Genomic DNA, 26,603 nt, shown 5'->3' with positions numbered 1-26,603 from the left:
GCTTCCGCTCCCCTATAAACCTAATCGGACATACTGCTCAAGCGGTGCTTCATTTGCTTCCATAAGCTGCTTGAGCATGCCGATCATGTTTGTCTCGACATTCTGATCCTGAATGGGATGTTGCTGAAACGGATCCTCGTTAACGTCAAATAGCAATGTACCGAAGGAATGGAAATGGCTATACCCGGCAGCCTTTATCTTCAACGTTTGTATCCCCTTCGTAAAGGAGAACGGCTCTTGTAAACTGATCTCCTGCAGCTCCTTCAATGAGAACCTGCTCCGCATATGAGTCGGCATCAGCGTGTAGTGATATAACGGCGTATTATCCTTAGAAACCGGAGCACGCATATAGACGTAGCGGCCATCCGTCACATTCACGTGTGCGCCGTGCACTCCGTAAAGAGCGGCCTCGCGTACCCGATGGTCACTGGCTATCGTTTCCTTAAGAACCTTCCCCTGCATATCCACAGGAATGTCCAGTCCAAAAAATTCAAGCAAAGTTGGAGCTAAATCGATAGTCTGCACCAAGCTGTTCCTGCGTTCATTGCATTTACCGCTTCGCGGGTCCCATATGAAAAGTGGCATATGGGCAATCTCGTTGTAGAATGGCATGATAACTTTGGCCCACCAATCATGTTCCCCTAGTAAATACCCGTGGTCAGTATTCACAATAAGCATCGTGTCCTTCCACAGATCCAATTCATCCATGGTATCAAGCACTTTGCCGAGATAGTGGTCGCACATGCTGAGCAGGGCCGCATATTCAAACCGGACGTGTTCGATTTCTTCTTTCGTTTCCTTTACTTTGCCGTAAGGGGGCCAATCAAAATGCTTTCCCTCGTACTGATGCGGATATAAGTCGCGATATTTTTGAGGCGCATAGAAAGGCTCGTGCGGGTCAAATGTTTCTATCTGAACGAACCATTGGTCCTCCATATGGTTCGTCCGTATAAACTCCAAGCCCTTCTCCATCGTTTGAGCTTGCGGGAAATCCTTCTCTTCCCGAATATATTTACGGTTAACCCAATCTTGCCGGGTCCACGGGTCCAATTGCTTCGTGGCGATCATCTCCGGTATCTGCGGATCGGCTACCTCCCCCTTCCATGAATCGCCTTCCTGCCCGCGAATCAGCTCGTATGAGCTGTATCGGGTGTGATAGGTGCCGCCGCCGTCTTCCCAGTAGTGCTGATGATCGGTTACCAGATGCGAGTACACACCATTCTTCTTGAGTAACTCTGGCATGGAGTCGTCGAAAGGTTCTATTGGGCCCCAACTGCGGTGAAGAAAGTTGTAACGCCCCGTGTGAATCTCACGTCGCGCAGGCATACAAGGCATACTTCCCACATAGGCCTGGTCAAAAACAACGGTTTTCTCGGCCAGCCTTGCGAAATTCGGGGCATGAATCCAATCGCCCCCGTAAGGAGGAAGCATGTGTCTATTTAGCGTATCAAACATAAGCATAATAGCCCTCATTTTATACCCTCACCTTCATGAATTATCTATTTGTCTGAATGTACAGAGTAGAAATTATCCTTTTACCGCTCCAATCGTAATCCCTTTAACAAAATATTTTTGGAAGAAAGGATAGGCGATCAGAATCGGGATAACCCCAATTACCGCAATAGCCATTTTCACGGCAGAGCTAGGAAGTGTTTGCAGGGCTGCACCCGCATCTGAGCTATTGAACTGGCCGCTCGCTAGAAATTGGGCATCCTGTAAAATACGGTTCAGCAAATTTTGAATACTGTAATAATGCGGATTTGTAATATAAATCATGCCGTTCATCCAGTCATTCCAATACGCTATCGTTTGGAAAAGCCCTACTGTTGCTAAGATCGGCATGGAGAGCGGCAGCACAATCGATCCGAATGTCCTGAATTCGCCAGCCCCGTCTATATTCGCAGATTCAATAATAGCCATCGGAATCGACGTTTGAAAATAGGTCCTCATTAACATGACGTTAAAGCCGTTCATGAGAAGTGTCGGGATAATCAGCGCCCAAATCGTGTTCTTGATATCCAGTAGCTGCGAATAGATCAGGTAGGTGGGCACCAACCCCCCATTAAACAGCAGCGTGAAGAAGACGACAAATGCCAATACATTTCGAAGCGGATAATCCTTGCGAGAAATAGGATAAGCCAATAAGGAGGTTATCACTAGGCTCACTGTCGTTCCTACGATTGTAATCAGCACTGTGATACCGTATGCTCGAAAAATATCTGTTCCTTCCTCCAAAAGATACTTATAGGCAAGCAGACTATATTGATGTGGAAAAAAGGAATACCCATTTCGTATAATCTCGTTTTCATCTGTAATGGAAGAAATGATCAAGAGCACAAAAGGAATTATACAAGCCAAAGAAAGTAAAACCATGAAGATATGCCCAAACCATTGCAGCGCTTTATTTTCATTTTTCATTGCTATCACCTCACTAAAACAATGCATTGTCTTTGTTGAATTTGCCAACCAAATAGTTTGATGCAAGGACGAGAATGAAGCCCACAACCGACTGGTACAGACCGGCTGCTGCCGACATTCCGATATCTCCGAGTCCCATCAATCCCCGATATACGTAAGTGTCGATAACGTTCGTTGTCGAGTAGAGAGCGCCTGAATTCATCGTAATCTGATAGAACAACCCGAAGTCGGAGTAAAATATTCTTCCAATACTGAGCAGAGTCAACATCGTAATCGTCGGAGTCAACGACGGAAGCGTAATATGCCGTATTTGATGCCATTTGCTGGCTCCATCCAGCTTCGCGGCTTCATAATATTCTTCATCAATACCAATGATGGCAGCAAAATAAATAATACTGCTGAAGCCAATCCCTTTCCATAGATGGATTAATGTAAGAATGTATGGCCAATATTGGGATTCCTGATACCAGTTAATCTCCTGCATTCCCAGAAAAGGAAGTACCGTTTTGTTAAGAAACCCGGTTTCCAAACTGAGGCCTGCATAAGCCAAGTAGCTGACGATAATCATTGAAATGAGAAATGGCAGCAGTATGATGCTCTGATACAGCCTGGTCATGAAACGATTCTTGATTTCATTTAAAAGGATCGCGATTCCGATGGAAAGCAGCGTCCCCAAAATAATAAAAACCACATTATATAGAATCGTATTTCTCGTGATAATAAAGGCGTCCTCGGTTTTAAACAAATACTCGAAATTTTTAAAACCTATCCAGTCGCTCCCCCATATTCCTTTGGAAAAATTGATATTCTTGAAAGCAATAACAATTCCGAACATGGGTAGGTAATTATTGAGTACAAGATACAATAATCCTGGTACCGTCATTAGTGTAAGTGGAATAAACTTTTTGAAACCTCTTTTTTTTATCGTTCTCGTCTCTTTACGTTCAGTGCTTACGACTGCTGCCTCTGTCAAATGAATCCCTTCTTTCCCTCTTCCTATGCTGTCATGCTCTTATCATAAAACAAGGACGGAATCGTCACTAACAGTTTGCTGACTTTTTCGTTACCGCTTTGCTGACTTTTTGAGAGGAAAAGAAAACACAAAAACCACAGCTTTCACTGTGGCTTTTGAATATTGAAATATTCATGTCAGGAACGAACCCCATTAAAAAACAGATGCACCATTTCTTCAATAACCGTGTCCATATTATTATGTTTCTCTGCATGAGCGATCATCGTATCTGCCTGGTTTGTCATCATCTGCATGTACATCATAATGGTGGATGTCGAAATTTTCTCAGAGATCTCTCCTGCTTTTTTGCCATCTTCAATGAGCTTAATAACCATCGGTATTCCCCTCGCCAGGTACTCCTCATGAACAAATTTCGCCAGCACAGGATCCTCCAACCACACCTGCTTCATCATCTGAAGCCCGAACGTGCGTGACGATTCTTTTTTCTGAAAAATAATATATTCAATCTTCTCCTTCAAAGAATGCTCCGCTTCCATGAACGCCTCGAAATCTGTAATCGTCTTTCGGATATAAGTGATGAACACCTCGCGCACAAGCACTTCTTTGCTGCCAAAATAATTATAAATCGTCACCTGCGACACGCCCGCTGCACTAGCAATATCTGCGATGCGCATGGCCTGTGCACTAGTCGTTTTCAAAAGTTCCAGCGTTGCCGCCATAATGTTATCTTTTTTGAGCTGGGCTCTTTTTTCGTAGCCGTTCATCGTCATTTGCATCACCTGATAATTGGAATAATGAAATTATATCACAAATATATTTCATAAGTATTGACGGGCTAACCGTTCAGGAGTAACATTAGTTTTGAAATAATATAAAACCAATATTTCATAACTTCACTTGCAGTGTTCGCATCCATGGAGGTGGCGCTAATGTTAACTGTTCAACAGTTGACCAAAACCTTTCCCAACGGGAAAGGCATATTCGACGTATCGTTCACGGTTCAAAAGGGTGAAGTCTTCGGATTCCTTGGCCCGAACGGGGCAGGTAAATCGACGACCATTCGGCACATTATGGGCTTCATGAAACCGGAGCAAGGTACTGTGCAGATTGGCTGTCTCGATACATGGACCGAACAAGGCAAAGTGCAGCGGTATCTCGGCTATTTACCTGGCGAAATCGCATTTATAGAAGGCATGACAGGACTCTCGTTCCTGAATTTCATGGCCGAATTACAAGGGATGAAGCAGACGGCCTGGCGGGAGGAGCTCATCGAGCGGTTCCAATTTGATGTCAAAACGCCCATTCGCAAAATGTCCAAAGGGATGAAGCAGAAGGTCGGCATCGTTGCTGCATTCATGCACAGGCCGGAGGTTATCATTTTGGACGAACCAACTTCAGGTCTCGATCCTCTTATGCAAAAGGTGTTCATCAACTTGGTCCTGGAGGAAAAAGCACGGGGAACGACGTTCCTGATGTCCTCCCACAGCTTCCAAGAAATCGAGCGAACCTGTGATCGGGCTGCGATTATTAAAGACGGCCGTCTGATTACCGTCAAGGATATTCACGAACTGCAGTCGATGCAGCGTAAGCTTTTTGAAGTCACCTTTGAGCGTGCGGAAGATGCTGATCTTTTCATGAAAACCTCAGGTATGCTGATTGAATCTCGTGAAGGCAATCGTGTGCGGGTCGCTGTGCAGGGCGAATATGCGGCGTTTCTAGCAGCTACCTCCCGGTATGCCATTCGCAACCTGGATGTGTTCACACAAAGCCTAGAAGATGTGTTCATGAACTACTACGACCGGAAGGGGACGATCACATGAATTCCGCACTCTATAAGCATATGATGAGCATTCATCTCAAAGGAATGATGAACTATGCGTTCGGCTCCGCCTTCTATATTCTGCTGATGTTCTGGCTTTTCCCTAGCTTCGCTAGTAATAACACTGCATTGGATGATTTGCTCAAAAATCTACCCGCCGGATTGACGAACGCCTTCAATCTGGGCAGCGGTTTTGGCTCAGTTGAAGCCTTCATTTCTGGTGAGTATTATGGTCTGCTGCTCGTACTGATCTTGTCTATTTTTTGCATTCTCTTCACCACCCAGCTGATGGCTAAATTAGTAGACCAAGGCGCGATGGCCTATCTGCTCGTTGTGCCTACGACACGTAGTAAAGTTGCGTTTACACAATCGGCTGTTTTTGTGACCGGACTCTTCCTGATTATCATGGTTACGACGCTCTGTGGTTTTGCCGGCTATGCGTTATTTATCGGGGATTTGAGCAACTTCCATGGCGATGCTTATATCCAAATGAATATTGCCGCATTCCTATTGTTCTTCGCTGTAGGCGGAATCGCTTTCCTTGTCTCCTCGCTCGCTAATGACGAAAAAAAGGCACTAGGCATCTCCGCCGTGCTGACCTTCGGATTCTTCAGTCTCGATTTCCTGGGGAAGCTAAGTGACCAGATCCATTGGTTGCGTAAGCTAAGCTATTTCTCTCTCTATGACCCCAGCGGCGTGATTGGTGGTAAAGTGGATCTCGCTTTCCCTTGGGTACTGTTGGCGCTGATTGGCTTCGTCACCTATGCATCAGCCATTGTGCTATTCCGCAAGCGGGATTTACCTCTATAAAGTAAGCCACCGAGAATTGATATCCCGAAAACCGCCCTAGTAGCAGAAAAATCTGCGATTAGCGCGGTTTTTTGGCGTTTTAGCCTATACGAGTTGCCGCAAAATTAGTATGATACTAGCATCACACTTCGATAGATAAGGAACGGAACCGACATGACAGAAAGACTAAGGAAACTGCCCCAATGGATCGGATTTCTCATCATTTTGACGATCCTATCCCTCGGCACAACGCTAACCGCCTTTTCACCGCTTTACGCAAACGGACTTATCAATATTGTTATTCCTATTTGTATTCTGATTTTCTTGCGAGCGGATTTCTTTGAAAAGTTGAAGTTATCCACACTGGTCATCGGCCGAATCCTCGTTGTGTTAACGTTTCTAGGTTATTTCCCTAGCGATTGGCTGGTCCCGGTTATTGTGTGGCTGCTGCGGATTAACATCCTGGAAGCCACGCTGACCGACTTTAAGAATAAAAGCTTTTACAATGTTGTCTCGGGGCTTGTTCTAATTGCAACGTCTTTTGTGATCTCTGGTGCGTGGCTCGGTAGCTATTACATCACGGTGAATGAAGCTATGATTTTCTGGGCTATCGCTTACACCCTTTGGAATTGGGACTTCGTTATTTATGCGTTTAAGCAGCCCATCGGCTTCTACCATATCGCTGTGTTGACAACACCATTACTGCTCGTTTGTCTCTCAGCTAACCCTGGTTTATGGCTGATCATGCGTGCTAACTCACTGACGTTTGCGGGTATTTTTCAAATATCAGGAAAAGCTTATATCGAGTCCTATCTAGCCAGTGATGCTATACAATCTTTTATTATCTGGATTAAAAGGAAACCCATCCAAATTAGCGTGATGCTTATCAACGTTATTTTATGTTTAGTAGCTGTTCTATTCTCATAATCCATAGCGAAAGGTGCGAATGCAGTGAATGTCCTTATTTTTGGCGCAACGGGAATGGTTGGACAAAGCGTGTTGCTTGAGTGTCTACGCGACCCCCAGGTCCACAACGTAATTACGATCGGCCGAAATGCAAATCAGCAAACACATCCTAAACTTCGTGAATATGTCCTTAAAGATATTACCGATTTAACTGCGCTTACAGATGAGCTCACACAGGTAAATGCTTGTTTCTTCTGTTTAGGCGTTTCGTCTGTGGGCATGAGCGAAGAGAAATATCACGTGATTACCTATGATTTGACTATGAATATTGCCACTCAATTGGCAGCCATTCAGCCGCATATGACCTTCATTTATGTCACGGGTGCCAGTACAGACAGCACAGAACAAGGCAAGAGTATGTGGGCACGGGTCAAAGGCAAAACCGAAAATGCTCTGCTTAAGCTGCCATTCCAATCAGCCTACATGTTCCGACCTGGGGCCATTCTGCCAATGAACGGCGTTAAATCGAAGACCAAAGTATATCAGATCGGGATTGCCATCTTGCGGCCGATTTTCCCTCTTTTACATCGATGGTTCCCCAATTCTGTCATCAACTCCGAGCAGATCGGCCGGGCCATGATCCATGTTGCGCAAGTTGGCTACCCGAATGCGATTCTAGAGAGCATCGATATTCGTGAAGCTGGCGGGGGGAAGCCTGCTAGCTGATAGATAAGGAAATAGATCAGGGGATGGAAAGTTAGACAAGTGATTGGCAGATCGAAAGCAATACTGTTGATCAGCAGTTCGAAAGTCGGAGCAATGACCAGCAGTTCGAAAGTCGGAGCAATGATCAACAGTTCGAAAGACAGACCATTGATTTGCAGTTCGCAAGACAGACCATTGATCTGATAGAAAAACCTCAGCCACTTGGCTGAGGTTTTCGTTCATATGTTCGTTCATGTCTGTTTTCTATTGTTCCATAGATGTTCCACCTGAGTAGATGGATTTTATACAGTTAATTTAGCCGAAATCATCAATATGTGAGGAATAACTGGATTTCCTACAACTAAAATTGCCGATTTCTCTTCGAAAGGGTAGATCTGACTTAATTAGCTGCAGGTTTTCCAGTTATTTGATATTTCCGATGAGAATCGCGAATAATAACTGTATGTTTTACAGTTGTTGCTATTAGGCGTGCATTGTAGCCGATTCAATCGACCACTCACCATCCTGCAAAGCGATGTGGTTCATGCTTCCGCGGAAGCAGATATGTAAGCGGCATCATCTAACCATTCATCGTCCAGCCGGTATACTCGGTATAGGTTTCATAATTTCAGAAGAGTACCCTCCTAGCTGTTAGCGCCTCTATGCTTCTTCTCGGAGCTTTGATATTTACGCAGATATAGGAAGGCAATCACCAAAATAATCAACGGCAATCCACCAATCAGGAAGCGGAAGCCGTGAATCGCACTCGTGACCTGAACTTCCTTATCCGCATCATAGCCGCTCGTCGCGAAGAAAATACCCATAATCCCATACTGGATTGACATCCCGATACGGATAATGAAACCATTTACCCCATAGTACATCCCCTCACGACGTCTTCCCGTTTGCTGTGCATCGAAATCAACAACATCCGAAAGCAACACATGCAAGGAAAGCATGAAGCCAGAAACCGGGATTCCGAGCAGAGCACCAATGATAATGACCGTTAGGGATGAGTGTGCAAAAAGGAACCCAAGCGAGATCACCGCATATAACACGGATGAGATCATCGCGACATGAACTGTCGATAAGCGGGTACCGCTCTTCGCCCAAATGAACGACATCGGGATCGCCACGATAAACACCGCTCCTAAGAAGACAGAGTTCATGGTCCCAGACAATACAACGACATATTTGGTATAAAACGCCGTGAGTGACACGAACATCGTTGTCGTCAATTGAATCAATAAATTCGCTACGACGTAGGAATTGAACAGCTTATTTTTGAACGTCTGAACGGTAGCTTCCTTGAATTCAAGGGGTTCTGACTTACTTGCAGCTGGATTTTCGAACGATCCGTACAATGAAACATACAAAGAAATAACAGCAATGATTGCAAAAATGCCAGCCATCAGCCCCCAACCAAGGGACAGGCCTAATGACTTTGCAAGTGCGATTCCGATGATCATCCCGACGATGCTAAACATTTGTTGCAAAGCGGATACTTGATAGCGGTCTTTTTTGTTTTGATACATCTCAGGAAATAAAGCTCCGGTGTTGAGGCCGATGAACGAGTAAATTAAATCGAAGAAGAAGGTTAAGGTGAAGAAATATATTAACAGCATGGTCGAGCTGCCTGCAGGTGGATTAAACAGGAAAAAGAAGAGCACGCCAAACGGCAAACTGCCGAACAAAATGTAAGGAATACGTCTGCCGAAGCGCGTTTTGGTACGGTCGCTCACATAGCCGGCAACCAAATTAAATAGGGCGTTCAGAAGCCCATAAATGATCATACCGATGGAAATGGAGGTGCCAGAAACATTCAACACAGTGACATAATAAAAAACGGCAATAGCGCTGAAAGCTTGCCACAAGACGCTGAGCCCAATCTGATTCGAGCTGTAGGCGATTTTTTTGGAAAGAGTGACCATGTTGAACTTGCCTCCTCACGAGTAATGTTCCTGTTTAACTTGTTAGCTGTATAGCGCAGATGGAAAAAAGTGTAGCTGATGTGAGGTAAGCACTTTAAAAGCTTCAGCATATCCTTTAGCTTCCGGATCCTGCTTCAACTTGCCGTACATTTGCACAGCTTGATAATCAAAATACCCTTTAACCAAGGGCCAATTAACATGATCAAATTGACTCTTATGGGCCAAAATAGATGCCATTTTCGTCTCCCAGTGAGACGTTACATCAATAAACGTGTTCGGATGCGACGTCGCATAGAACGCAATTTGCGGCACATCATACGGCTTAGAGCCTGGGAAAAGAATCTCGTTGGACGAGAAAAGCATCGCGGATGCCACAGCTTTGCCTGTTTTGATATGATCGGGGTGAGCCTCATACGGCATCCATGGATCAACGGTGAACAGCATGTCCGGCTTTTCTTCCCGAATAATGGGAATGAGCTTCGCGAGCAACTCTTCTTCGGTGTAGTTCCCCATATCAGGTAAATCAAGTGCGATGTGCTTGGATACGCCTAAAATATCCCCAGCAGCCAGCCTCTCTTGGCGGCGAATAGCTGCGATCGCTTCAGGCTCTATTTCGCCTGTGGACCCGCTGCCCCTGCCATCTGTCACGGTAATGTAAACGATTTCACAACCGCGCTGTGCAAGCTCGTAGATCGTTCCTGCGGCCCCTACTTCGTTATCATCAGGGTGAGGTTGAACGCATACGATTTTTTTGACTTCTAATACATCAGGAAGACCTAATATTCGTCTGATATCCATGTGACATCCCTCCAATATGTCACATTCTATCATAAAAGGTGGATTACTGTCGAAAATATTCCCTAGTACAAGACATGAGCAACATGACTTTCGAAATCGCACATAATTTATTTATTCAAAATCATCTTCAGCGAAGAATACCCCTAACAATTTCAACACTCCACAACCATCATTTCGCCAGAACTATCTAAGGCATGTCTTCCTCTACTATTGTTTACGATTTTTTATCGCCCTTTCCAATTGACATTAAAATTCAGGGATGTTATAAAGTTAGTGTATAGCACTCACAGTGTGCGAGTGCTAATGACTCATCTAACACATACCCTGTTACATATCGAAAGGAGATCTATCCGTGGAAAAGAAACAGTTTCAAGCCGAATCCAAGCGTCTTTTGGAGATGATGATCAATTCGATTTACACGCAACGTGAGATCTTTCTAAGAGAGCTAATCTCCAACTCCAGCGATGCGATTGACAAAATTTACTACAAGGCGCTAACAGACGACTCGCTCGTTTTTGACAAAGATAGCTATTTCATTAAAATTACAGCTGACAAAGAGAACCGCATCCTCACCATCCGCGATACAGGTATCGGGATGACGAAGGAAGATCTAGAGAACAACCTCGGGATTATCGCGAAGAGCGGCTCGCTTGCTTTTAAGAAAGAGAACGAAAGCAAAGACGGCCACAACATCATCGGTCAATTCGGGGTAGGTTTCTACTCAGCATTTATGGTCGCGGACCACATTGCTGTAACGAGTAGAGCTCTTGGCAGCGACACAGCTTACAAATGGGAGTCTGACGGCGCTGACGGCTACACCATCGCACCTGCAGAGAAGGATTCCGTAGGAACGGAAATCGTGCTCTCAATCAAGCCAAACACAGAAGATGATAACTACGACGAGTACCTAGACGAGTATCGCCTGAAAGCGATCGTTAAGAAGTATTCCGACTTCATCCGCTATCCAATCAAAATGGATATTGCCAGCAAACGTCTGAAAGAAGGCAGCGAAAGCGAATTCGAGGACTATCAAGAAGAGCAGCACGTGAACAGCATGGTGCCGATTTGGAGAAAGAACAAAAGCGAGTTAACACCTGAGGATTACGAGAAGTTCTACCACGAGAAACATTACGGCTTCGACAAGCCGCTTAAACATATTCATGTCAGTGCGGATGGCGCGGTGGTCTATCAAGCGATCCTTTTCATCCCTGAGAACATGCCATATGACTACTATTCCAAAGAATATGAGAAAGGCCTAGAGCTTTACGCGAACGGCGTTCTCATTATGAATAAATGCGCGGACCTGCTGCCTGATTACTTCAGCTTCGTTAAAGGGATGGTCGATTCCGAAAGCTTATCGCTGAACATCTCACGTGAAATGCTGCAGCATGACCGTCAGTTGAAATTGATCGCCAAAAACATTTCCAGCAAAATCAAAGGCTCGCTACAAAGCCTCCTGAAGGACGAGAGAGAGAAATACGAGCAATTCTACAAGTCCTTCGGCAGACAGCTAAAATTCGGCGTTTACAGCGACTACGGCACGCATAAAGAGCTTCTGCAGGATCTGTTGATGTTCTCCTCTTCCAAAGAGAAAAAGCTCGTCACATTGGACGAGTATATCGCGAGAATGCCTGAAGATCAGAAGTACATTTACTATGCTTCCGGTGAATCCATGGAACGTATCGATAAGCTTCCGCAAACGGAAATGGTGACCGACAAAGGCTACGAAATCCTATACTTCACAGATGATATTGATGAATTTGCGATCAAAATGATCATGACGTACAAAGAGAAGGAATTCCGTTCTGTTTCCAGTGGGGATCTTGGTATTGATGTCGAGGATAACCAAACCGAGTCCGAGTCTGACAAAAAAGAGAATCAAGACTTATTCGACTATATGAATGGTCTTTTGGCTGGCAAAGTCACTACCGTTAAAGCATCCAAACGCTTGAAAAAGCACCCAGTATGTTTATCCACAGACGGTGATGTGACCATCGAGATGGAGAAAATCTTGAATGCCATGCCGAACAACCCAAGTGTAAAAGCGGAAAAAGTGTTGGAAATCAACGTGAACCACGACGTGTTCGCTTCCTTAAAGGATGCTTTTGAGAAAGACAAAGAGAAATTGAACCTGTACACGGCGCTCTTGTACAACCAAGCTCTCCTCATCGAAGGCCTGCCGCTGCAGGATCCGGTTGAATTCACGAATGATATTTGCAAAATCATGGTTTAATCGTATTTACTAAAAATACGCTATCAGTAGCACTGCAACTTCCTGTTGCAGTGTTTTTATTTGGGATCCGATGAGGATGAAGCTTCTGTCTCAGCCTGGGTCTTAGCGTCATCTGACTGCGCGTAGACATAAGCGATTAAGCGTTCATGATCGATGCCAAGTGCTTTCGCTACTTTTACAATATCCAATTCATAAGAAATATGATTAAATTTTGGGCTATTGACGGACATATGCTTCAACCATCCTTCGAATTAATGTAATTAATAGTCAGTGAAACCTTACCTGTGATATAGTTTTCATATCAGCTGTTATTGGTACGAAAAAGGCAAAATCACTGAAAAGTGATGACGCAAAGCTATAGGGACTAAATTGGCATGAAGTCTAGTGTCCAAAATGTTAGCCAGCTACCGCCTCCGTCCGATAATGGCAGTACGACCAAAGGAGGAAAAGAATGATGCATAAAACAGTAATTAATGGCTCGATAAGCTTAGACGTGAAGCAGTTGGTTGATAACCTTCATCTTCCGGAAAGTGAAATTTTGGACATGTTCTCCTTTACGTTTGATAACAACGTATTAACACCTGAGGAAGCCTCTCGATTTATTCAGTTTCTACGAAGCGAACTGGACAAACGTACTCAATAAACGAATTATGCCTCATCGGTTACAAAAATACAGTCGGTTGCTGTCATGCTCTTATTTTTTTTTCAAAAATGATGAATTGGCGCAGCTACGGACTTCTTGGGTAAAAAGCAGCAAAAAGACAGCGGGAAACCCGCTGTCTTTTTTTCGCTTTTTGTCAGAATACGAAAAAATAACGCAATCGCGCAGTGCCACCTGCCGTTTCCCCAATCAAACAAGCCCTACTTGACATATGATGTAGGAAATAAAAGCAGCTATCGCAGTCATTCCAGAAAGGAGGACAACCATGAGCGAGCATCTCATTACTTCTTATGCAACAGCAACAAGTCAAGTATCCGGGACCATTACCACGACAACAACGACAACCCTTACCCCTGCTGTTAAACGCTTCTCAGCAACAGTCGTCATTGGGAATATTCTTTCTGGTGTGACAACCATTCCTTCTACTAGCTTTAAGGACGACTCTGGCACTACCCTTGCAGCCAACAGCCTTACGGTCCCTGGCAGTAATGGCTATTATAACGTTTTTGTCAATGGGGTTCTGCAGCTAGGCGGCATTCTTACTTTAACAACAGCAAGCCTAGTCATTAGCAATTCCTTGACGATTGGAGTCACGGTCTTGCTAGAAACGTTATCCTTCACGGCAAGCTCGACCTCTACCTCAACGACGAACAATCTTGTCGTCACAACAACCATCCATACCAACTAAGCTAACAGGCAAAGAAAGCCGCTTCATCTCGTGATTGAAACACACGCGATGAAGCGGCTTCGTTATGTTACGCATACAGGCAAAACAATCTATTTATCCCGGAGTAATCCGGTGTCATGCTTTCCCAATATTTGCGTTAACTCCTTCAGGAACATGTTGATATCCTTGAATTGTCTATACACAGAGGCGAAGCGAATGTAGGCCACTTCATCGACGGGGTACAATTGCTCCATCACAATTTCGCCAATGCCTAGGCTATCTACTTCGGCATGTGCAGTCGTGCGCAGCTGCATTTCAACTTCAGACACCAGCATCTCCAGTCGTTCCATGGATACAGGTCTTTTCTCGCAAGCACGAATTAGACCTCGCAATATTTTCTCACGACTAAATTCTTCCCGACTTCCATCCTTCTTAATCACAATTAGGGGTGTTTCTTCTACCATCTCGAAGGTCGTGAATCTACGCGCGCATTTCTCACACTCACGACGGCGACGAATGGATTTATTCTCATTGGCGGACCTTGAATCAAGCACTTTCGTACCAGAATGGTCACAGAACGGACATTTCATTCGCTTTCCCCTCCTTTCTTTCTGATCATATTCTTTACCAGATGTTACATGTCTTGAAACTCTGCGTACTGCACACAATAGATTTACCAACCGACAAGGAGGTGAACAGACATGAGCTCAAGCAACACTTTAGTCGTTCCACAAGCAAATGCAGCCTTGGATCAGTTGAAGTACGAGGTAGCTCAAGAGCTAGGTATCGCTATCCCACAAGATGGCTACTATGGCAACATGACTTCTCGTGACACTGGCTCTATTGGTGGTAGCATTACTCGTCGCCTGGTACAAATCGCAGAACAATCTCTAGCAGGTCAATTCAAATAATTTTGAATCAACCAGGCTCGTGACTCTGCCACACAGGAAGCATTGGACTCTTCGCTCCCCCGGGAGCTAGTCCAATGCTTCTTTGTATGAGGACATGGCAACACCGTTCCATTGATCTGTGTAAAGCTTCGTATACTTCTCATAATAATACAGAACCCGTTGCACATAGTGTCGCGTTTCGCCAAACGGAATATCACGAATATTCCCTTCAGTACCGTCCCAAACACCGTTATTTTTCCACTTATTTACGTTGCCTTGACCCGCATTATAGGCCGCGATGGCGTAAACTAAATTGCCATTATAATGTTTGATGAGCCAATTCAGATACCACGACCCCAAGTAAATGTTCACATCCACGCGAAGTAAATCTTCCTGAGTATGCGGCCCAAGATTAGAGGATTCCACAATCCAGTCGGCTGTGTCTGGCATGAGCTGCATAAGCCCAATTGCCCCTTTACTCGATTGTAAATGATACTTATAATTCGTTTCCACTCGAATAATCGCAGCAATCAGAAAAGGGTCTATATTGTGTTTCGCCGCACTCTGCTTAATTTCCTGCTGAAAGTAGATCGGGTAAAGCTTTCTTCCGATATAAGAGCTATTCATAAAGAGAATCATGACAAAAATGATAAGTAAAAGAGCAAACATTCGTTTTTTTCGAAAGAACGTCATGCTAATCCCTTCCCTACCCAAAACCGCTCCACCCTCATGTTGGTTTCTTCCCATGTTCCACTATTATCAATAACGATATCCGCCAGCTTACGCTTCTCTTCAATCGACATTTGTGCATCTAGCCGAAGCTGAGCCGTTTCTACCGTTAATCCATCGCGCGCCATAAGACGCTCCAATTGAATATGACGCGGCACATACACAACCATAATTTCCTGGAACATCGACATCAAATTCGATTCTATGAGTAAAGGAACATCGACCACAACGAGCTTCGTTGGGTTGTCCCGTTCATACGCTGCCATTTGTTCACGCATGCTTGCGCGAATAGGGGGATGAAGGATCTCCTCCAACTGCTTACGCGCTTCTGGGGAGCCGAAAATAATTTCACCTAATTTTTTGCGTTGCAAAGATCCATCCGTACCAATCACTGCTTGTCCAAAGTGTGCAGCAACCTGTTCAAGAACAGGGCTGCCAGGCAGGACAACGTCACGAGCGATCTGATCTGCATCTACTAAAAGGGCACCGCGGCTAACGAGCATGGAGCTAACCGTGCTTTTTCCACAGGCAATGCCTCCTGTTAAGCCGATATTCATAAGCTGATCTCTCCTAAACGTTTCATAGATGTAGATGAATGGATTACAGCATTTTCAGAATTCCCATAAGAATAAGTACACAACCCGGAAGGATAGATAACTTCTTGAGCCAAGGCATTTCTGCATACCGGAAACCAACTCGCAACCCTAATGCAAGTAAAGACCCACTCGACAGCGATATAACTGAAGCGGTTAAAAGAGGTACGAAACCAAGAAGCGCTGCACCAATACCCGCTCCAAAAGCGTCCAAAGACAGCGCTAAGCCAAGCAAGGTAGCCTCAGAGGCTGAAATATTCCCAGACTTATCAACATCTGCGATGGAAGGCGTACGTAGGATTTGAATAACAAGACCAAACCGTTTCAATTCAATACTGAGAATCTCTTTGGTTCTTTGCAAGGTGTCAAAAGCCAGTGGCTCCACGTAACCAGAGTTACGAATGTCTGTTAAGGGAATAGAACTAACGGCCAACTGCTCGCGTGTAATCGCACCTGCATCCTGCTGCGCTTGGTCTTTCTGATCTTTCTGGCCTTGTTTGGTTTGGATCAGTGCCCAAGTACCAATTCCTATGAGAATGACAGCTCCAATCCGTTTCGCAAAAGAAGGTGACATAAAGGATGACATGAGAACGCCGATCTGCATCGAGGTGAAGATGATGATGCCGGACCACAGCGATATTATCGCAATTGAAACGAGCGGGATTCGGATTTTACGTAACCCATACATAACACCAACACCGAACCCATCCAATGAAACGGCAAATGCCAAAATAAGCAGAGAAATGACCGGGAGCATACGACCCCTCCTAAGCGTTTTACCTGACAACGAGCTCTGCGAGCTGTTTATCTAGGCTAAGTACTCCATATCATATGGGGAGGGTACGCTTCTCGTGCCTATTTCTCAGACTTCTTTGTGGTACGCCCGCGTTTCAACGGTTGGCAGGTAAGACAAATGTGTGTCCCTCTGCCGCCGACAACGGTTTTGACAATCTCATTTCCGCAGGATTTGCAAGGCTGTGATTGCCTGCCATAAATGTTCAGTTGATGTTGGAAAAGACCGATCTCACCTTGTCCATTGACATACGATTTGATCGATGAACCACCAACCTCAACAGAGTCTTGGAGGGTACGAATGATCGCCTCGTGGAGCAGCATGAGCTCTTTCTTGGTAAGCGAGGAGGCTTCCCGTTCGGGATGAATGCGAGCTAAGAACAGGGACTCGTCTACATAAATATTCCCAATACCCACAATATATGCTTGATTGAGCAGCAAGGGCTTAATCTTCGTCGAGCGATGGGCAATCACATTGCGAAAAGCTTCGAAGGTGAATGCCTCATCCAACGGCTCTAATCCGAGCTTAACTAAGGGAGCCTGTTGCAGCTCTTCCCCTTTCGGGAACAGATGCATCGTGCCGAATTGACGAACATCTTTATACCGCAGCTCACTCCCATCTGTAAAACGAAATAGCACATGGGTATGCGGTTCTAGCGGATCATCTCCCGCGTATAAGCCATATCGGCCTTCCATTCGTAAATGGGAGACCATCACATAATCGGACAGCACGAAACGGAGAAACTTGCCTCTTCGTTCAATCGTTTCAATGATTTGTCCTTGCAGTAGGATTTCAAATTGCTGAATGTCGTCAGGCTTCTGTATGATACGAGGCAGCCTGACCTTCACATGGTCAATTGTTTTTCCTGTAATTAATTCATTTAATGTACGTTTGACGGTTTCAACCTCGGGTAGCTCAGGCAAGGGTATTCACCTCCTTCATGATGTGGGAGCAGCTAACTCGGATGGAACCCTTTCTACTTCGCATCATACCAAGTAAGACCGAAATCCACGTCCGCCCGCAGCGGAACATCCAGCTTCAGTGCGGCTGCCATAACCTCTGGCACGAGCTCACGCATAATGTCCAATTCATCTGCCGGTACTTCGAAAACAAGCTCATCGTGTACTTGAAGCAGCATGCGGCTCTTCAGTCCTTCTTTTACCAAACGGTCTGCCATTTGAACCATGGCCAGCTTAATGATATCTGCAGCTGTTCCCTGAATCGGCGTGTTCATCGCAGTTCGTTCTGCGAATGAACGGATATTAAAGTTCGATGCTGTAATTTCAGGTAAATAACGGCGACGCTGCAGTAAGGTTGTGACATATCCATCCCTGCGGGCATCCTTTACAATTTCATCCATATATCGGCGAACCCCTTGGAACACAGCGAAATACTGTTCAATGAACTGCCCTGCTTCTTTACGGGTAATATCTAAGTTCTGAGACAAGCCATACTCACTGATGCCATACACTATACCGAAATTAACGGCTTTCGCTTGACGGCGCATATTGCTGTCGACCGCACTTTCCTCTACGCCGAAGACGTCCATAGCTGTCTTCGTATGAATATCCATATTCTCAAGAAACGCTTCGGTCAGCTTCTCATCCTGTGAAATGTGCGCTAGCACGCGCAGCTCGATCTGCGAGTAATCCGCAGCAAGAATGTACCATCCTGGTTCGGATGGAACGAAGACCTTGCGGATCTTACGGCCCTCCTCCAGACGAATCGGAATGTTCTGGAGGTTCGGGAACTGGCTGCTGAGACGGCCCGTCGCGGCGATTGTTTGCCGGTAATAGGTGTGCACCTTACCGGTCTCTGGCCGCACCTCTTTGAGCAGCCCCTCGACATACGTCGACTGCAGCTTCGCAAGTGAGCGGTAGTGCAGGATCTGCCCCACAACTTCGTTGTAAGGGGCAAGACGTTCCAGCACCTCGGCATCGGTCGAGTAGCCGGTCTTGGTCTTCTTCGAAGCTGGCAATCCCAGCTTCTCGAATAGCACCTCACCAAGCTGCTTCGGTGAGTTGATGTTGAACTCGACGCCGGCGAGCTTATAGATGCTGGACATGATCGTCTCCAGCTGCTTGATAAGCTCCGCACCGAGCGATTTGAGCCCTTCGGCATCCACGGTGATGCCGCGCATCTCCATCTCGGCTAGAACGCCTGCGAGAGGCAGCTCAAGCTCGTAGAAGAGGCGATGCATCTCGCCCTTCTCTAATTCATCCCGCAGCACGGGCACCATGCGCGCCATCGCCATCGCTTTGCGACCCAAGTGGTCGCTAAGCGCAGCGAGTTCCGGCAGGCGAAACTTCGCGCCTTTGCCGAAGACATCCTCGTCTGCCTTCACGTTAGGCAGACCATATTTCACAGACAGGCCGCTTAAGGACAGATTCGACTCCGTCGGATCGAGGAGATAGGCGGCCAGCAGCACATCGAAATCCACCCCTGCGAGGTGGATGCCTTGCCACGCGAGCGCCAGCTGCGCGCGGTGCAGGTCGAAGAGCTGCTTCTTCTTCGACGCATCGCTGAGCCAGTCGCGCAGCGGCTGACCAGCTGCGCTTTGCAGCAGCGGGAACGGCACATAATACGACGTGTTGGTTGCACCGTCGTCAATGAACCATACCACCCCAACCATGATGGCTTGGTGCGGGTTCTCGCCTACCGCTTCCACATGGATAGCGGCATGGTCGTCCAATTTGGCAATCAGCTCACCTACATTGGCTTCGGTAACGGCAACAGCTTCCAAATTCTCAATGATAAGATCTTCGGCCTCCACGGGAACGGACCCGAAATCCATTTTCTCTAGCAACGATTTGAATTCTAGTTTGCGGAACATGCTGGACAGTGCTTGTCCATCAAAACCTTCATAGCGGAACGAATCCCAAGCGGTCTCCATCGGAACTTCACGATAGATCGTTGCCAGCTCTTTGCTCATGAGGGCGCTCTTGGCATGCTCTTCCACTTTCTCTTTCATCTTGCCTTTCAGACTTGCCGTATTGGCCAACACTTCTTCGACTGTTCCGAAATCGTGCAGCATTTTAAGCGCTGTCTTCTCACCTACGCCGGGGATGCCCGGAATATTATCGGACGTATCGCCCATAAGACCCTTCAAGTCGATAATTTGATTCGGTGTTAGACCATACTTCTCTTTAATCGCTTCTGGATCGAACCGATCCATCTCACTGATTCCCTTGCGGGTAATCGCAACTGTGACCTGCTCCGATGCCAGTTGAAGCATGTCCTTATCTCCAGAAACGAGAAGAACCTTTTCCCCTTTAGCATCCGCCGCTTTTGTCAACGTCCCGATGATATCATCAGCTTCATAGCCGGACAGTTCGAATTGCGGGATTTTGAAGGCCTTTAGCAGTTCTTTAATCAGTGGAAATTGTTCCGAGAGCTCCGACGGCGTTTTGGCACGGCCGCCTTTGTATTCCGTGTATTCTTTATGTCGAAACGTAATTTTCCCAGCATCAAAGGCAACGAGAAAATGGGTCGGTTTTTCTTCTTCAATTAATTTCAAAAGCATAGTTGTGAAGCCATAAACGGCATTCGTGTGTAAACCACTTGAATTGCTAAGCAGCGGCAGCGCATAGAAGGCACGAAACGCAATTGAGTTCCCATCAATAATAATAAGCTTATCCATAAGTTCCACCCCGATTTTTGACATACTTCCTTCATCATAGCATACGAAATTAAAATAAAAAAACGGTTCACTACATAAACATGTAAGGAACCAGAATAAACGAATACACAGTCCCTCTCGGACAGGAGCGTTTATCAGAAATACAGCCAACTTATCCGTGTCAAAAAAATAATTTCTGATAGCTGCACGTTAGGATGGCCCGGTCTTCAGAAGGAGGTTCTCCGTATGAGCCCTTTTTTCTCACCCGCACGTAAAAAGCTTATTTTTTTTGATATGAACAATACGATTCTCGATCGCAGACAATGCTTTGACTCGGCTTTTCTTGAAGTTATGCAAGATTTCACGGCCAGATGGGAGAATGACGATTCGAAGTTGACCGCGCAAGAGGCCCTGCAAAGCTATAAGTCCGAGTGGAGCCGCCATCGTAAAACACCCATCCGAAGCCCCATCTCACCTGACGAACTCCGGCATATTTGTTTAATCAAGGCGCTCCATCCATATCCTTTGGGGGTGAATACGGCATTCACACGTTCTTTTTTCAATCAAGTGGAAGAACGGGAGGATCATTTCGTTGCCCTATTTCCAGGTGTAGAGGATACGCTCGAAGCGCTCTCTCACCATTATAAGCTTGCGATTATTAGCAATGGAAATCGGAAACGGCTGCAGCGTAATCTAGAGAAAATGAAATTAACAGCGTGGTTTGATCATGAGCGATTGTTTACTTCGGAGAATGATGGGCCGCGGAAGCCGCATCCAGCGATTTTTGAAGGAGCGCTGCGATCCATGAGTATGCAGGCCAACCAAAGTGTGATGGTCGGCAACTCATGGCGCAATGATGTGGTCGGCGCTGCTTCTACGGGAATGGACGCGGTTTGGATACATCCGGGGAATATTAAGAAAATTTCAGAGAGACGAATCGGTAAACAGAAAGTGATCATCGTCCGTTCCTTCAAGCAACTGATTTATACATTTTGAATCTATAAACATGATTTTTCATGGGTTTTCATTGACTTAACCAATCGTTTGAAAACAATAAATACTGCCTTGATGTGCCTTCGCTTTTTTCTTGAGCTGAGCTGCTGTTTGCGAAATATAGTCTAGTGAAATAGGGGACTCACAATTGCAAATGACTAAGGATAAGGACACCGTGACCCCCTCGCTTTTCACTTGCGTGCCGCCCCGATCCACCACATACTCCCATTCTTCGCCTTCGTAGAACATACGAACACCCGTTTCAAACCGATTGATGATTTCCTGACATAAGAGTTTAGGTGATAATGAGGTAGAAATTGCAATAAAATCATCCCCGCCAACATGTCCCACAAAATCAGTAGGCGTTCCGTAGAAAGCGATCGCTTGCTGCATTAAATCCGCCATATATTGAATTAATTGATCCCCTTTTTGGAAACCGAACCGATCATTATACCATTTAAAATAATCCAAATCCGCATAGATCACATGAAACGGTACTCTTGCTGTAAGGCGCTTATTCAGCTCCCGATTAATTTGCAAATTCCCCGGAAGACCCGTAAGTGGATTCGCTACGCGGGCTGACTCCATTTTCACATTGGTAATACTCTCTAATATCGTTCGAATGGACGCAGATCCTGCCATCTTCCCCTGACTCGTTATGATCACTAGGTCATATAAATGGTGAATCGCACGGGATGTTGCCATCTGAGATACTTGTTCCACAGGCGTTAACTCATCCACGATCAATGGAGAGTCATCCATTACACTGTCAATTGTGCGGTTCCAGTACAAGGAGAACGCATATTGTCCAGCTAAATGTTGAAATAACCGATCTCGCATCACCAGACCGCGGGGCTCGTTTTCATGAACGATGACAACTCCGACTGCTTCTTGATTTTTTTTGAAAAACTCCGCAACTTCGGAAATTTGCACTTTCGTATGGAACACACCTACGGGTGTTTTCAGCTCGCCAATATGCCAAGTCATAGTTCCTCCTTGTACGTTGCGATGCTGCCAAATGGTCATTTTATGTGTGTCTTGAACCGTCGCAACCGATGTAGAAGGCCTCCCGAGTAAAAATCCTTGCGCATAATGCACACCCATTTGTGTTAATTTGGCCAGCTCTTCTACCTGTTCAATGCCCTCCGCAATCAACGAGATGTTCATTTTCTGCGCAAAGGTAACAAAAGTCTCAAGTATATACGCTTTCACTTTATTCAAATGAATGTTCTCGATCAACGAACGATCGATTTTAATAAAATCAGGCTGCAGCTCCGCAATGGCTTGAAGCGAAGAATATCCTGCCCCCGCGTCATCAATCGCAATGCGATAGCCTTGTGTCCGGTAATGGGCTAGAATTTTCTTAGCCAAAGTGAAGTCCTCGATCGAGCTTCTTTCCGTGATCTCAAACACCACATTGCTTGGACGAAGTCCATACTGCTGCAAGATTTCAAGTGTTTTCCCAGGAATAAAACCAGGATCCTCCAAAACGTGTGACGAAATATTAATAAATAACAATTGCTGTCCGTGCTCCAAAATGGAACCTTGTATCGCTTTCTCACGAGCCAATCTCTCTAGTCGATATAACTCGCCTTGCTGCTCCGCATACTGAAACATTGCGAGTGGCGAATGAAACGGACTGTCTACCGGTCCACGTGTTAGGGCCTCATATCCCATCACTTGCCCATCTTGCAAAGATACAATTGGTTGATATACGGAAGAAATCCGTTGTTCTTCGATCAATTTATGAAACTGTATCGCGACTTCTGACTGAGTATTCATGTCCATCATCCTCATCTGTTTCTGCATGTATCTCCAGTCTATCAGACCAAATGATAGGTAAGATTAACCATATGTAAAATGTATGTAAAGACTTTAATTAAAAAAGAGGGAATTCCACTTTTTCCGCGAAAAGGAAGGTATGGATTGTAAGGTGCGTATAGTTGATCTCGCCCGGAAAGGATAAGCGATGGAACAACAAGTAAAAATCTTGGCGGTAGATGATCGCTATGAAAACTTGCTGGCACTGAATAGTATTTTGGCCTCTTCTTCCTATGACGTGATTTCGTTACAATCAGGGGAGGAAGCTCTGCGATATTTATTAAAAGAGCCTGCTGATCATATCGCGGTTATTTTGATGGATGTGCAAATGCCAGGGCTTAGCGGTTTTGAAACGGTCGAACTCATCAAGCAACGGAAAGCATGTCAGGATATTCCGATTATTTTCTTAACCGCTCTCAGTACCTCTATTGAGCATGTTTTGCGAGGCTATCATGTGGGTTCCATCGATTACTTATTTAAACCTGTTCATCCCAAAATGCTGCGCATGAAAGTGGATGGATTCGTAAATATGCATTTGAACCATCAGCAATTGAAATCTCAGAGTGAGCTTCTACACAAACGCACGCTAGCGCTGGAAGAAACGAATCGCAAGCTGGCAGAAGCTGAGGAGAAATTAATTGAACAGAACGTGCTCCTTGAGAAATGGGTCGAAGAGCGCACCTCGGAGCTCGTGGATGCGCACGAGAAACTCATGAACTCCCAGGAGCATTTCAAAAAAATGTTCATCCTCTCCCCTTCCTTGATGGCGATCCGACGTCTACCAGAACTCACGTATATTGATGTAAATGAAAGCTGGAAAGAGCATACCGGCTATGGCAATGAAGTCATCGGCACCGCACTCGATCTGATGCGCAACGAGCAAAACATGCCAACAAAAACAGGTGATATCGTTCGTAACGAAAAGGTTCGGTATGAAACGAAATCAGGTGAAGTCCGATTTGCCCTCCTTTCCACCGAGATTATTGATATCGAGGATGAGAGCTGCTTGCTTGAAGTCGCTGTTGATATTACGGAAAGCTTAAGGTTTGAATCCGAAATGGCCCGCTTAGCGCAATTAAACCTTGTCGGTGAAATGGCTGCAGGCATTGCGCATGAAATTCGGAATCCGATGACGACCATTCGCGGCTTCCTGCAGCTGTTTCGTGAGAATGATCGCCATATGCAAAAAGAATATATTCCTATCATGTTAGAGGAATTGGATCGTGCGAACGATATTATTACGGAATACCTTTCTCTTGCCAAAAATAAACAATCCTATCAACGACCAGAGAGTTTGAATCGGATTATTGAGAGCTTGCTGCCATTGATTCAAGCAGAGGCTGTCATGTCAGGTAAACACGTTAATGGACAGTTCGGTTATTGTCCAGAGATTCAGCTCGACGATAAGGAAATGCGTCAGCTTATCTTGAACATGTGTATGAATGGACTGGAAGCGATGAGTATGGGCGGCACGCTGACAATTGAAACCTTTCAAGAAGCCGAACATGTCGTCCTTATGATCGCTGATCAAGGCTCTGGCATCCAACCTGAGCATCTGGAGAAGCTCGGACGCCCTTTTTTCACAACGAAGGACGAAGGAACAGGGCTTGGTCTAGCTATCTGCTACAGCATAGCAGCGCGGCACCGTGCCACCATAACCGTGAACTCGAGCTCGTTAGGCACAACGTTCATGATTCGTTTCCCGCTTTCCGCAGGATAACTGAGTGTCACCAAGAAAAGATTTTTCATTTATTACAAAATGCAAAAAGAGGATGCCCCGCCACTTACATGGCTTCGAGCATCCTCTTTTTTTTATGTGTTAAACATTTAGATCTTTGCGTTTCCCCGTGACCATATAGATCACGCCTTCACCAATATTCGTTGTATGATCCGCTACGCGCTCTAGGAAATGCGCTACGAAGAGCAGATGAGTCAATTGACGATTGCGATGATAATCCGTACCCATCATGCCCATCAGCTCCTGCATCACAGTGCTGTATAGCTTATCTACGCGATCATCTTTCTCGGCAAGCGATGCCGCTCTGTGAACGTCGCGTTCTGTATAGGAAAGCAGGCTTTCGTGCAGCATCTCGATGGCAATTTCCGCCATTTGCGGGATGACTTCAAGCGGCTTCACAAGCTCTTCACCGGAGAACCGAATGGTAATCTTCGCAATATCTACCGCATGATCCGCAATACGTTCTAGATCAGTTGCGATCTTGAGTGCCGTCCCAATGATACGCAGGTCACTTGCCATTGGTTGTTGCAACGCGATAAGACGCAAACATAATTCATCTATTGTCGTTAGATAATCATCAATCAAATCATCGGTTTGGATGACTTGCTGTGCGGCCTTTTCATCAAGATTGGCTAATGACTCCACTGATTTAAAAATTAATTTTTCTACGCTCTCTCCCATTTGCTGCAATTCTTTTTGCAGCAACGCCAATGACTGATGAAACCCCGGTCTTGCATCCATGTGCATCTCTCCTTCTATTGGTGTTAACCGAATCGACCTGTAATGTAATCTTCTGTACGTTGATCATTCGGATTGGTGAAGATCTTATCGGTTTTATCCGTTTCTACTAAATAACCGTTAAGGAAGAAGGAGGTCATATCTGATATTCTCGCTGCTTGTTGCATGTTATGTGTCACGATGATGATCGTATACTTCTCTTTCAAGGTTTGTGTCAGTTCTTCGACTTTCAGTGTCGAAATCGGATCCAGAGCCGATGTAGGCTCATCCATAAGCAGAACATCAGGTTCTACCGCTAGTAAGCGAGCAATACATAAACGTTGTTGCTGACCGCCAGATAAGCCCATGGCAGACTTGTGCAGTCGATCTTTAACTTCGTCCCAAAGTGCAGCTTGTACAAGACTGCGCTCTACGATTTCATCAAGCACGGCTTTCTTCTTCGTGCCATGAATACGCGGACCATATGCGATGTTATCATAGATGCTCATTGGGAACGGATTCGGGCGTTGGAATACCATGCCGACGCGTTTACGCAGCGACACGACATCAGAATCAGTACCATAAATGTTATGGCCATCCACAGAGACATTTCCTGTAATTCTTACGCTGTCGATCAGGTCATTCATCCGATTCAACGTACGTAAGAAGGTGGATTTACCACAGCCCGATGGACCGATCAAAGCAGCGATAGTTCCTGTTTCGATACTCAACTCGATATCGTGAAGGGCATGATTTTCTCCGTAAAATAAATTCAGCTTATCTGCTTTAATCTTATGTTTGGTCGGCATA

General features: G+C 45.5%; 26 protein-coding genes and 1 riboswitch. Of the genes, 10 read left to right on the top strand and 16 right to left on the bottom strand.

The features are described from left to right. Positions 1-12 precede the first annotated feature (12 nt). The 4 genes from A8709_RS23155 to A8709_RS23140 all read right to left on the bottom strand — a co-directional run bounded on the left by A8709_RS23155 (position 13) and on the right by A8709_RS23140 (position 4,155). Positions 13-1,473 carry a sulfatase gene (locus A8709_RS23155; protein WP_065855606.1) on the bottom strand — a complete coding sequence of 487 codons (1,461 nt, stop codon included), beginning with the start codon at positions 1,471-1,473 and terminating at the stop codon, positions 13-15. Positions 1,474-1,527: 54 nt separating this feature from the next. Then, on the bottom strand, positions 1,528-2,418 hold the full coding sequence (locus A8709_RS23150; protein WP_065855604.1) for a carbohydrate ABC transporter permease: 891 nt from the start codon (positions 2,416-2,418) through the stop codon (positions 1,528-1,530). A gap of 13 nt (positions 2,419-2,431) precedes the next feature. Next, positions 2,432-3,301 carry an ABC transporter permease gene (locus A8709_RS23145; RefSeq protein WP_084225508.1) on the bottom strand — a complete coding sequence of 290 codons (870 nt, stop codon included), beginning with the start codon at positions 3,299-3,301 and terminating at the stop codon, positions 2,432-2,434. A gap of 266 nt (positions 3,302-3,567) precedes the next feature. Beyond that, entirely contained in the window at positions 3,568-4,155 is a 588-nt protein-coding gene (locus A8709_RS23140; protein WP_065857293.1) for a TetR/AcrR family transcriptional regulator, read from the bottom strand. A gap of 165 nt (positions 4,156-4,320) precedes the next feature. Here A8709_RS23140 and A8709_RS23135 point away from each other — a divergent pair, with 165 nt between their 5' ends. The 4 genes from A8709_RS23135 (at position 4,321) to A8709_RS23120 (ending at position 7,631) form a co-directional block, all read left to right on the top strand. Next, complete coding sequence (locus A8709_RS23135) at positions 4,321-5,211, top strand: ABC transporter ATP-binding protein (protein WP_065855600.1); 891 nt, start codon at positions 4,321-4,323, stop codon at positions 5,209-5,211. Continuing rightward, positions 5,208-6,020 (top strand): ABC-2 transporter permease, encoded by an 813-nt coding sequence (locus A8709_RS23130; protein WP_065855598.1) that lies wholly within the window; start codon positions 5,208-5,210, stop codon positions 6,018-6,020. Before A8709_RS23135 ends, A8709_RS23130 begins: the two co-directional genes overlap by 4 nt. Positions 6,021-6,173: 153 nt before the next feature. Continuing rightward, positions 6,174-6,926, top strand: coding sequence for a hypothetical protein (locus tag A8709_RS23125; RefSeq protein WP_065855596.1), 753 nt, complete (start codon positions 6,174-6,176; stop codon positions 6,924-6,926). A 24-nt stretch (positions 6,927-6,950) separates the two neighbouring features. Continuing rightward, complete coding sequence (locus A8709_RS23120) at positions 6,951-7,631, top strand: NAD-dependent epimerase/dehydratase family protein (RefSeq protein WP_065855594.1); 681 nt, start codon at positions 6,951-6,953, stop codon at positions 7,629-7,631. A gap of 623 nt (positions 7,632-8,254) precedes the next feature. On the opposite strand, the gene A8709_RS23115 is transcribed toward A8709_RS23120, so the two are convergent. Next, positions 8,255-9,541: an MFS transporter gene (locus A8709_RS23115; RefSeq protein WP_065855592.1), complete on the bottom strand. Its 1,287-nt coding sequence runs from the start codon at positions 9,539-9,541 to the stop codon at positions 8,255-8,257. A 42-nt stretch (positions 9,542-9,583) separates the two neighbouring features. Continuing rightward, complete coding sequence (locus A8709_RS23110; RefSeq protein ID WP_065855590.1) at positions 9,584-10,339, bottom strand: PIG-L deacetylase family protein; 756 nt, start codon at positions 10,337-10,339, stop codon at positions 9,584-9,586. Positions 10,340-10,691: 352 nt separating this feature from the next. Here A8709_RS23110 and htpG point away from each other — a divergent pair, with 352 nt between their 5' ends. Beyond that, positions 10,692-12,572, top strand: a complete 1,881-nt coding sequence (gene htpG / locus A8709_RS23105; RefSeq protein ID WP_065855587.1) for a molecular chaperone HtpG — start codon at positions 10,692-10,694, stop codon at positions 12,570-12,572. 56 nt (positions 12,573-12,628) lie between these two features. Here the strand turns inward: htpG and A8709_RS34730 are convergent, their stop codons facing one another. Further along, positions 12,629-12,802 carry a hypothetical protein gene (locus A8709_RS34730; protein ID WP_167357158.1) on the bottom strand — a complete coding sequence of 58 codons (174 nt, stop codon included), beginning with the start codon at positions 12,800-12,802 and terminating at the stop codon, positions 12,629-12,631. Positions 12,803-12,886: 84 nt separating this feature from the next. Beyond that, positions 12,887-12,984: riboswitch (cyclic di-GMP riboswitch) on the top strand. 42 nt (positions 12,985-13,026) lie between these two features. Between A8709_RS34730 and A8709_RS23100 the strand changes: the two genes are divergently transcribed. Both A8709_RS23100 and A8709_RS23095 read left to right on the top strand, forming a co-directional pair. Next, a complete protein-coding gene (locus A8709_RS23100) occupies positions 13,027-13,215 on the top strand; it encodes a hypothetical protein (RefSeq protein WP_141692631.1) in 189 nt (62 codons plus the stop codon). Between the two features lie 283 nt (positions 13,216-13,498). Continuing rightward, complete coding sequence (locus tag A8709_RS23095) at positions 13,499-13,921, top strand: DUF4183 domain-containing protein (RefSeq protein ID WP_065855583.1); 423 nt, start codon at positions 13,499-13,501, stop codon at positions 13,919-13,921. 89 nt (positions 13,922-14,010) lie between these two features. Here the strand turns inward: A8709_RS23095 and nrdR are convergent, their stop codons facing one another. After that, entirely contained in the window at positions 14,011-14,490 is a 480-nt protein-coding gene (gene nrdR / locus A8709_RS23090; protein ID WP_028557296.1) for a transcriptional regulator NrdR, read from the bottom strand. 111 nt (positions 14,491-14,601) lie between these two features. Between nrdR and A8709_RS23085 the strand changes: the two genes are divergently transcribed. Further along, on the top strand, positions 14,602-14,811 hold the full coding sequence (locus tag A8709_RS23085) for an alpha/beta-type small acid-soluble spore protein (protein WP_065855582.1): 210 nt from the start codon (positions 14,602-14,604) through the stop codon (positions 14,809-14,811). Between the two features lie 66 nt (positions 14,812-14,877). Here the strand turns inward: A8709_RS23085 and A8709_RS23080 are convergent, their stop codons facing one another. From A8709_RS23080 to polA, 5 genes are all read right to left on the bottom strand, one after another. Further along, a complete protein-coding gene (locus tag A8709_RS23080) occupies positions 14,878-15,459 on the bottom strand; it encodes a lytic transglycosylase domain-containing protein (RefSeq protein ID WP_341833436.1) in 582 nt (193 codons plus the stop codon). Positions 15,460-15,479: 20 nt separating this feature from the next. Continuing rightward, complete coding sequence (gene coaE / locus A8709_RS23075; RefSeq protein WP_065855578.1) at positions 15,480-16,076, bottom strand: dephospho-CoA kinase; 597 nt, start codon at positions 16,074-16,076, stop codon at positions 15,480-15,482. A gap of 43 nt (positions 16,077-16,119) precedes the next feature. Then, positions 16,120-16,869, bottom strand: a complete 750-nt coding sequence (locus A8709_RS23070) for an MntP/YtaF family protein (RefSeq protein WP_065855576.1) — start codon at positions 16,867-16,869, stop codon at positions 16,120-16,122. 98 nt (positions 16,870-16,967) lie between these two features. Continuing rightward, on the bottom strand, positions 16,968-17,828 hold the full coding sequence (gene mutM / locus A8709_RS23065) for a DNA-formamidopyrimidine glycosylase (RefSeq protein ID WP_065855574.1): 861 nt from the start codon (positions 17,826-17,828) through the stop codon (positions 16,968-16,970). Between the two features lie 53 nt (positions 17,829-17,881). Next, on the bottom strand, positions 17,882-20,545 hold the full coding sequence (polA, locus tag A8709_RS23060; protein WP_065857291.1) for a DNA polymerase I: 2,664 nt from the start codon (positions 20,543-20,545) through the stop codon (positions 17,882-17,884). Between the two features lie 225 nt (positions 20,546-20,770). Between polA and A8709_RS23055 the strand changes: the two genes are divergently transcribed. After that, positions 20,771-21,520 carry an HAD family hydrolase gene (locus tag A8709_RS23055; RefSeq protein WP_065855572.1) on the top strand — a complete coding sequence of 250 codons (750 nt, stop codon included), beginning with the start codon at positions 20,771-20,773 and terminating at the stop codon, positions 21,518-21,520. A 36-nt stretch (positions 21,521-21,556) separates the two neighbouring features. Here A8709_RS23055 and A8709_RS23050 read toward each other — a convergent pair whose 3' ends face one another. After that, on the bottom strand, positions 21,557-23,299 hold the full coding sequence (locus tag A8709_RS23050) for a GGDEF domain-containing protein (protein WP_065855570.1): 1,743 nt from the start codon (positions 23,297-23,299) through the stop codon (positions 21,557-21,559). 187 nt (positions 23,300-23,486) lie between these two features. On the opposite strand from A8709_RS23050, the gene A8709_RS23045 reads away from it, so the two are divergent. Next, entirely contained in the window at positions 23,487-25,058 is a 1,572-nt protein-coding gene (locus A8709_RS23045; protein WP_065855568.1) for a response regulator, read from the top strand. A gap of 99 nt (positions 25,059-25,157) precedes the next feature. Here the strand turns inward: A8709_RS23045 and phoU are convergent, their stop codons facing one another. Next, positions 25,158-25,817, bottom strand: a complete 660-nt coding sequence (phoU, locus tag A8709_RS23040) for a phosphate signaling complex protein PhoU (protein ID WP_065855566.1) — start codon at positions 25,815-25,817, stop codon at positions 25,158-25,160. A gap of 23 nt (positions 25,818-25,840) precedes the next feature. Next, entirely contained in the window at positions 25,841-26,602 is a 762-nt protein-coding gene (pstB, locus tag A8709_RS23035; protein WP_065855565.1) for a phosphate ABC transporter ATP-binding protein PstB, read from the bottom strand. Position 26,603: the final 1 nt, after the last annotated feature.

Source organism: Paenibacillus pectinilyticus (assembly GCF_001700435.1).
Taxonomy (GTDB): Bacteria; Bacillota; Bacilli; order Paenibacillales; family NBRC-103111; genus Paenibacillus_E; species Paenibacillus_E pectinilyticus.
The sequence above is the reverse complement of the archived record's forward strand: the minus strand, read 5'-3'. Positions and strand labels throughout refer to the sequence as shown.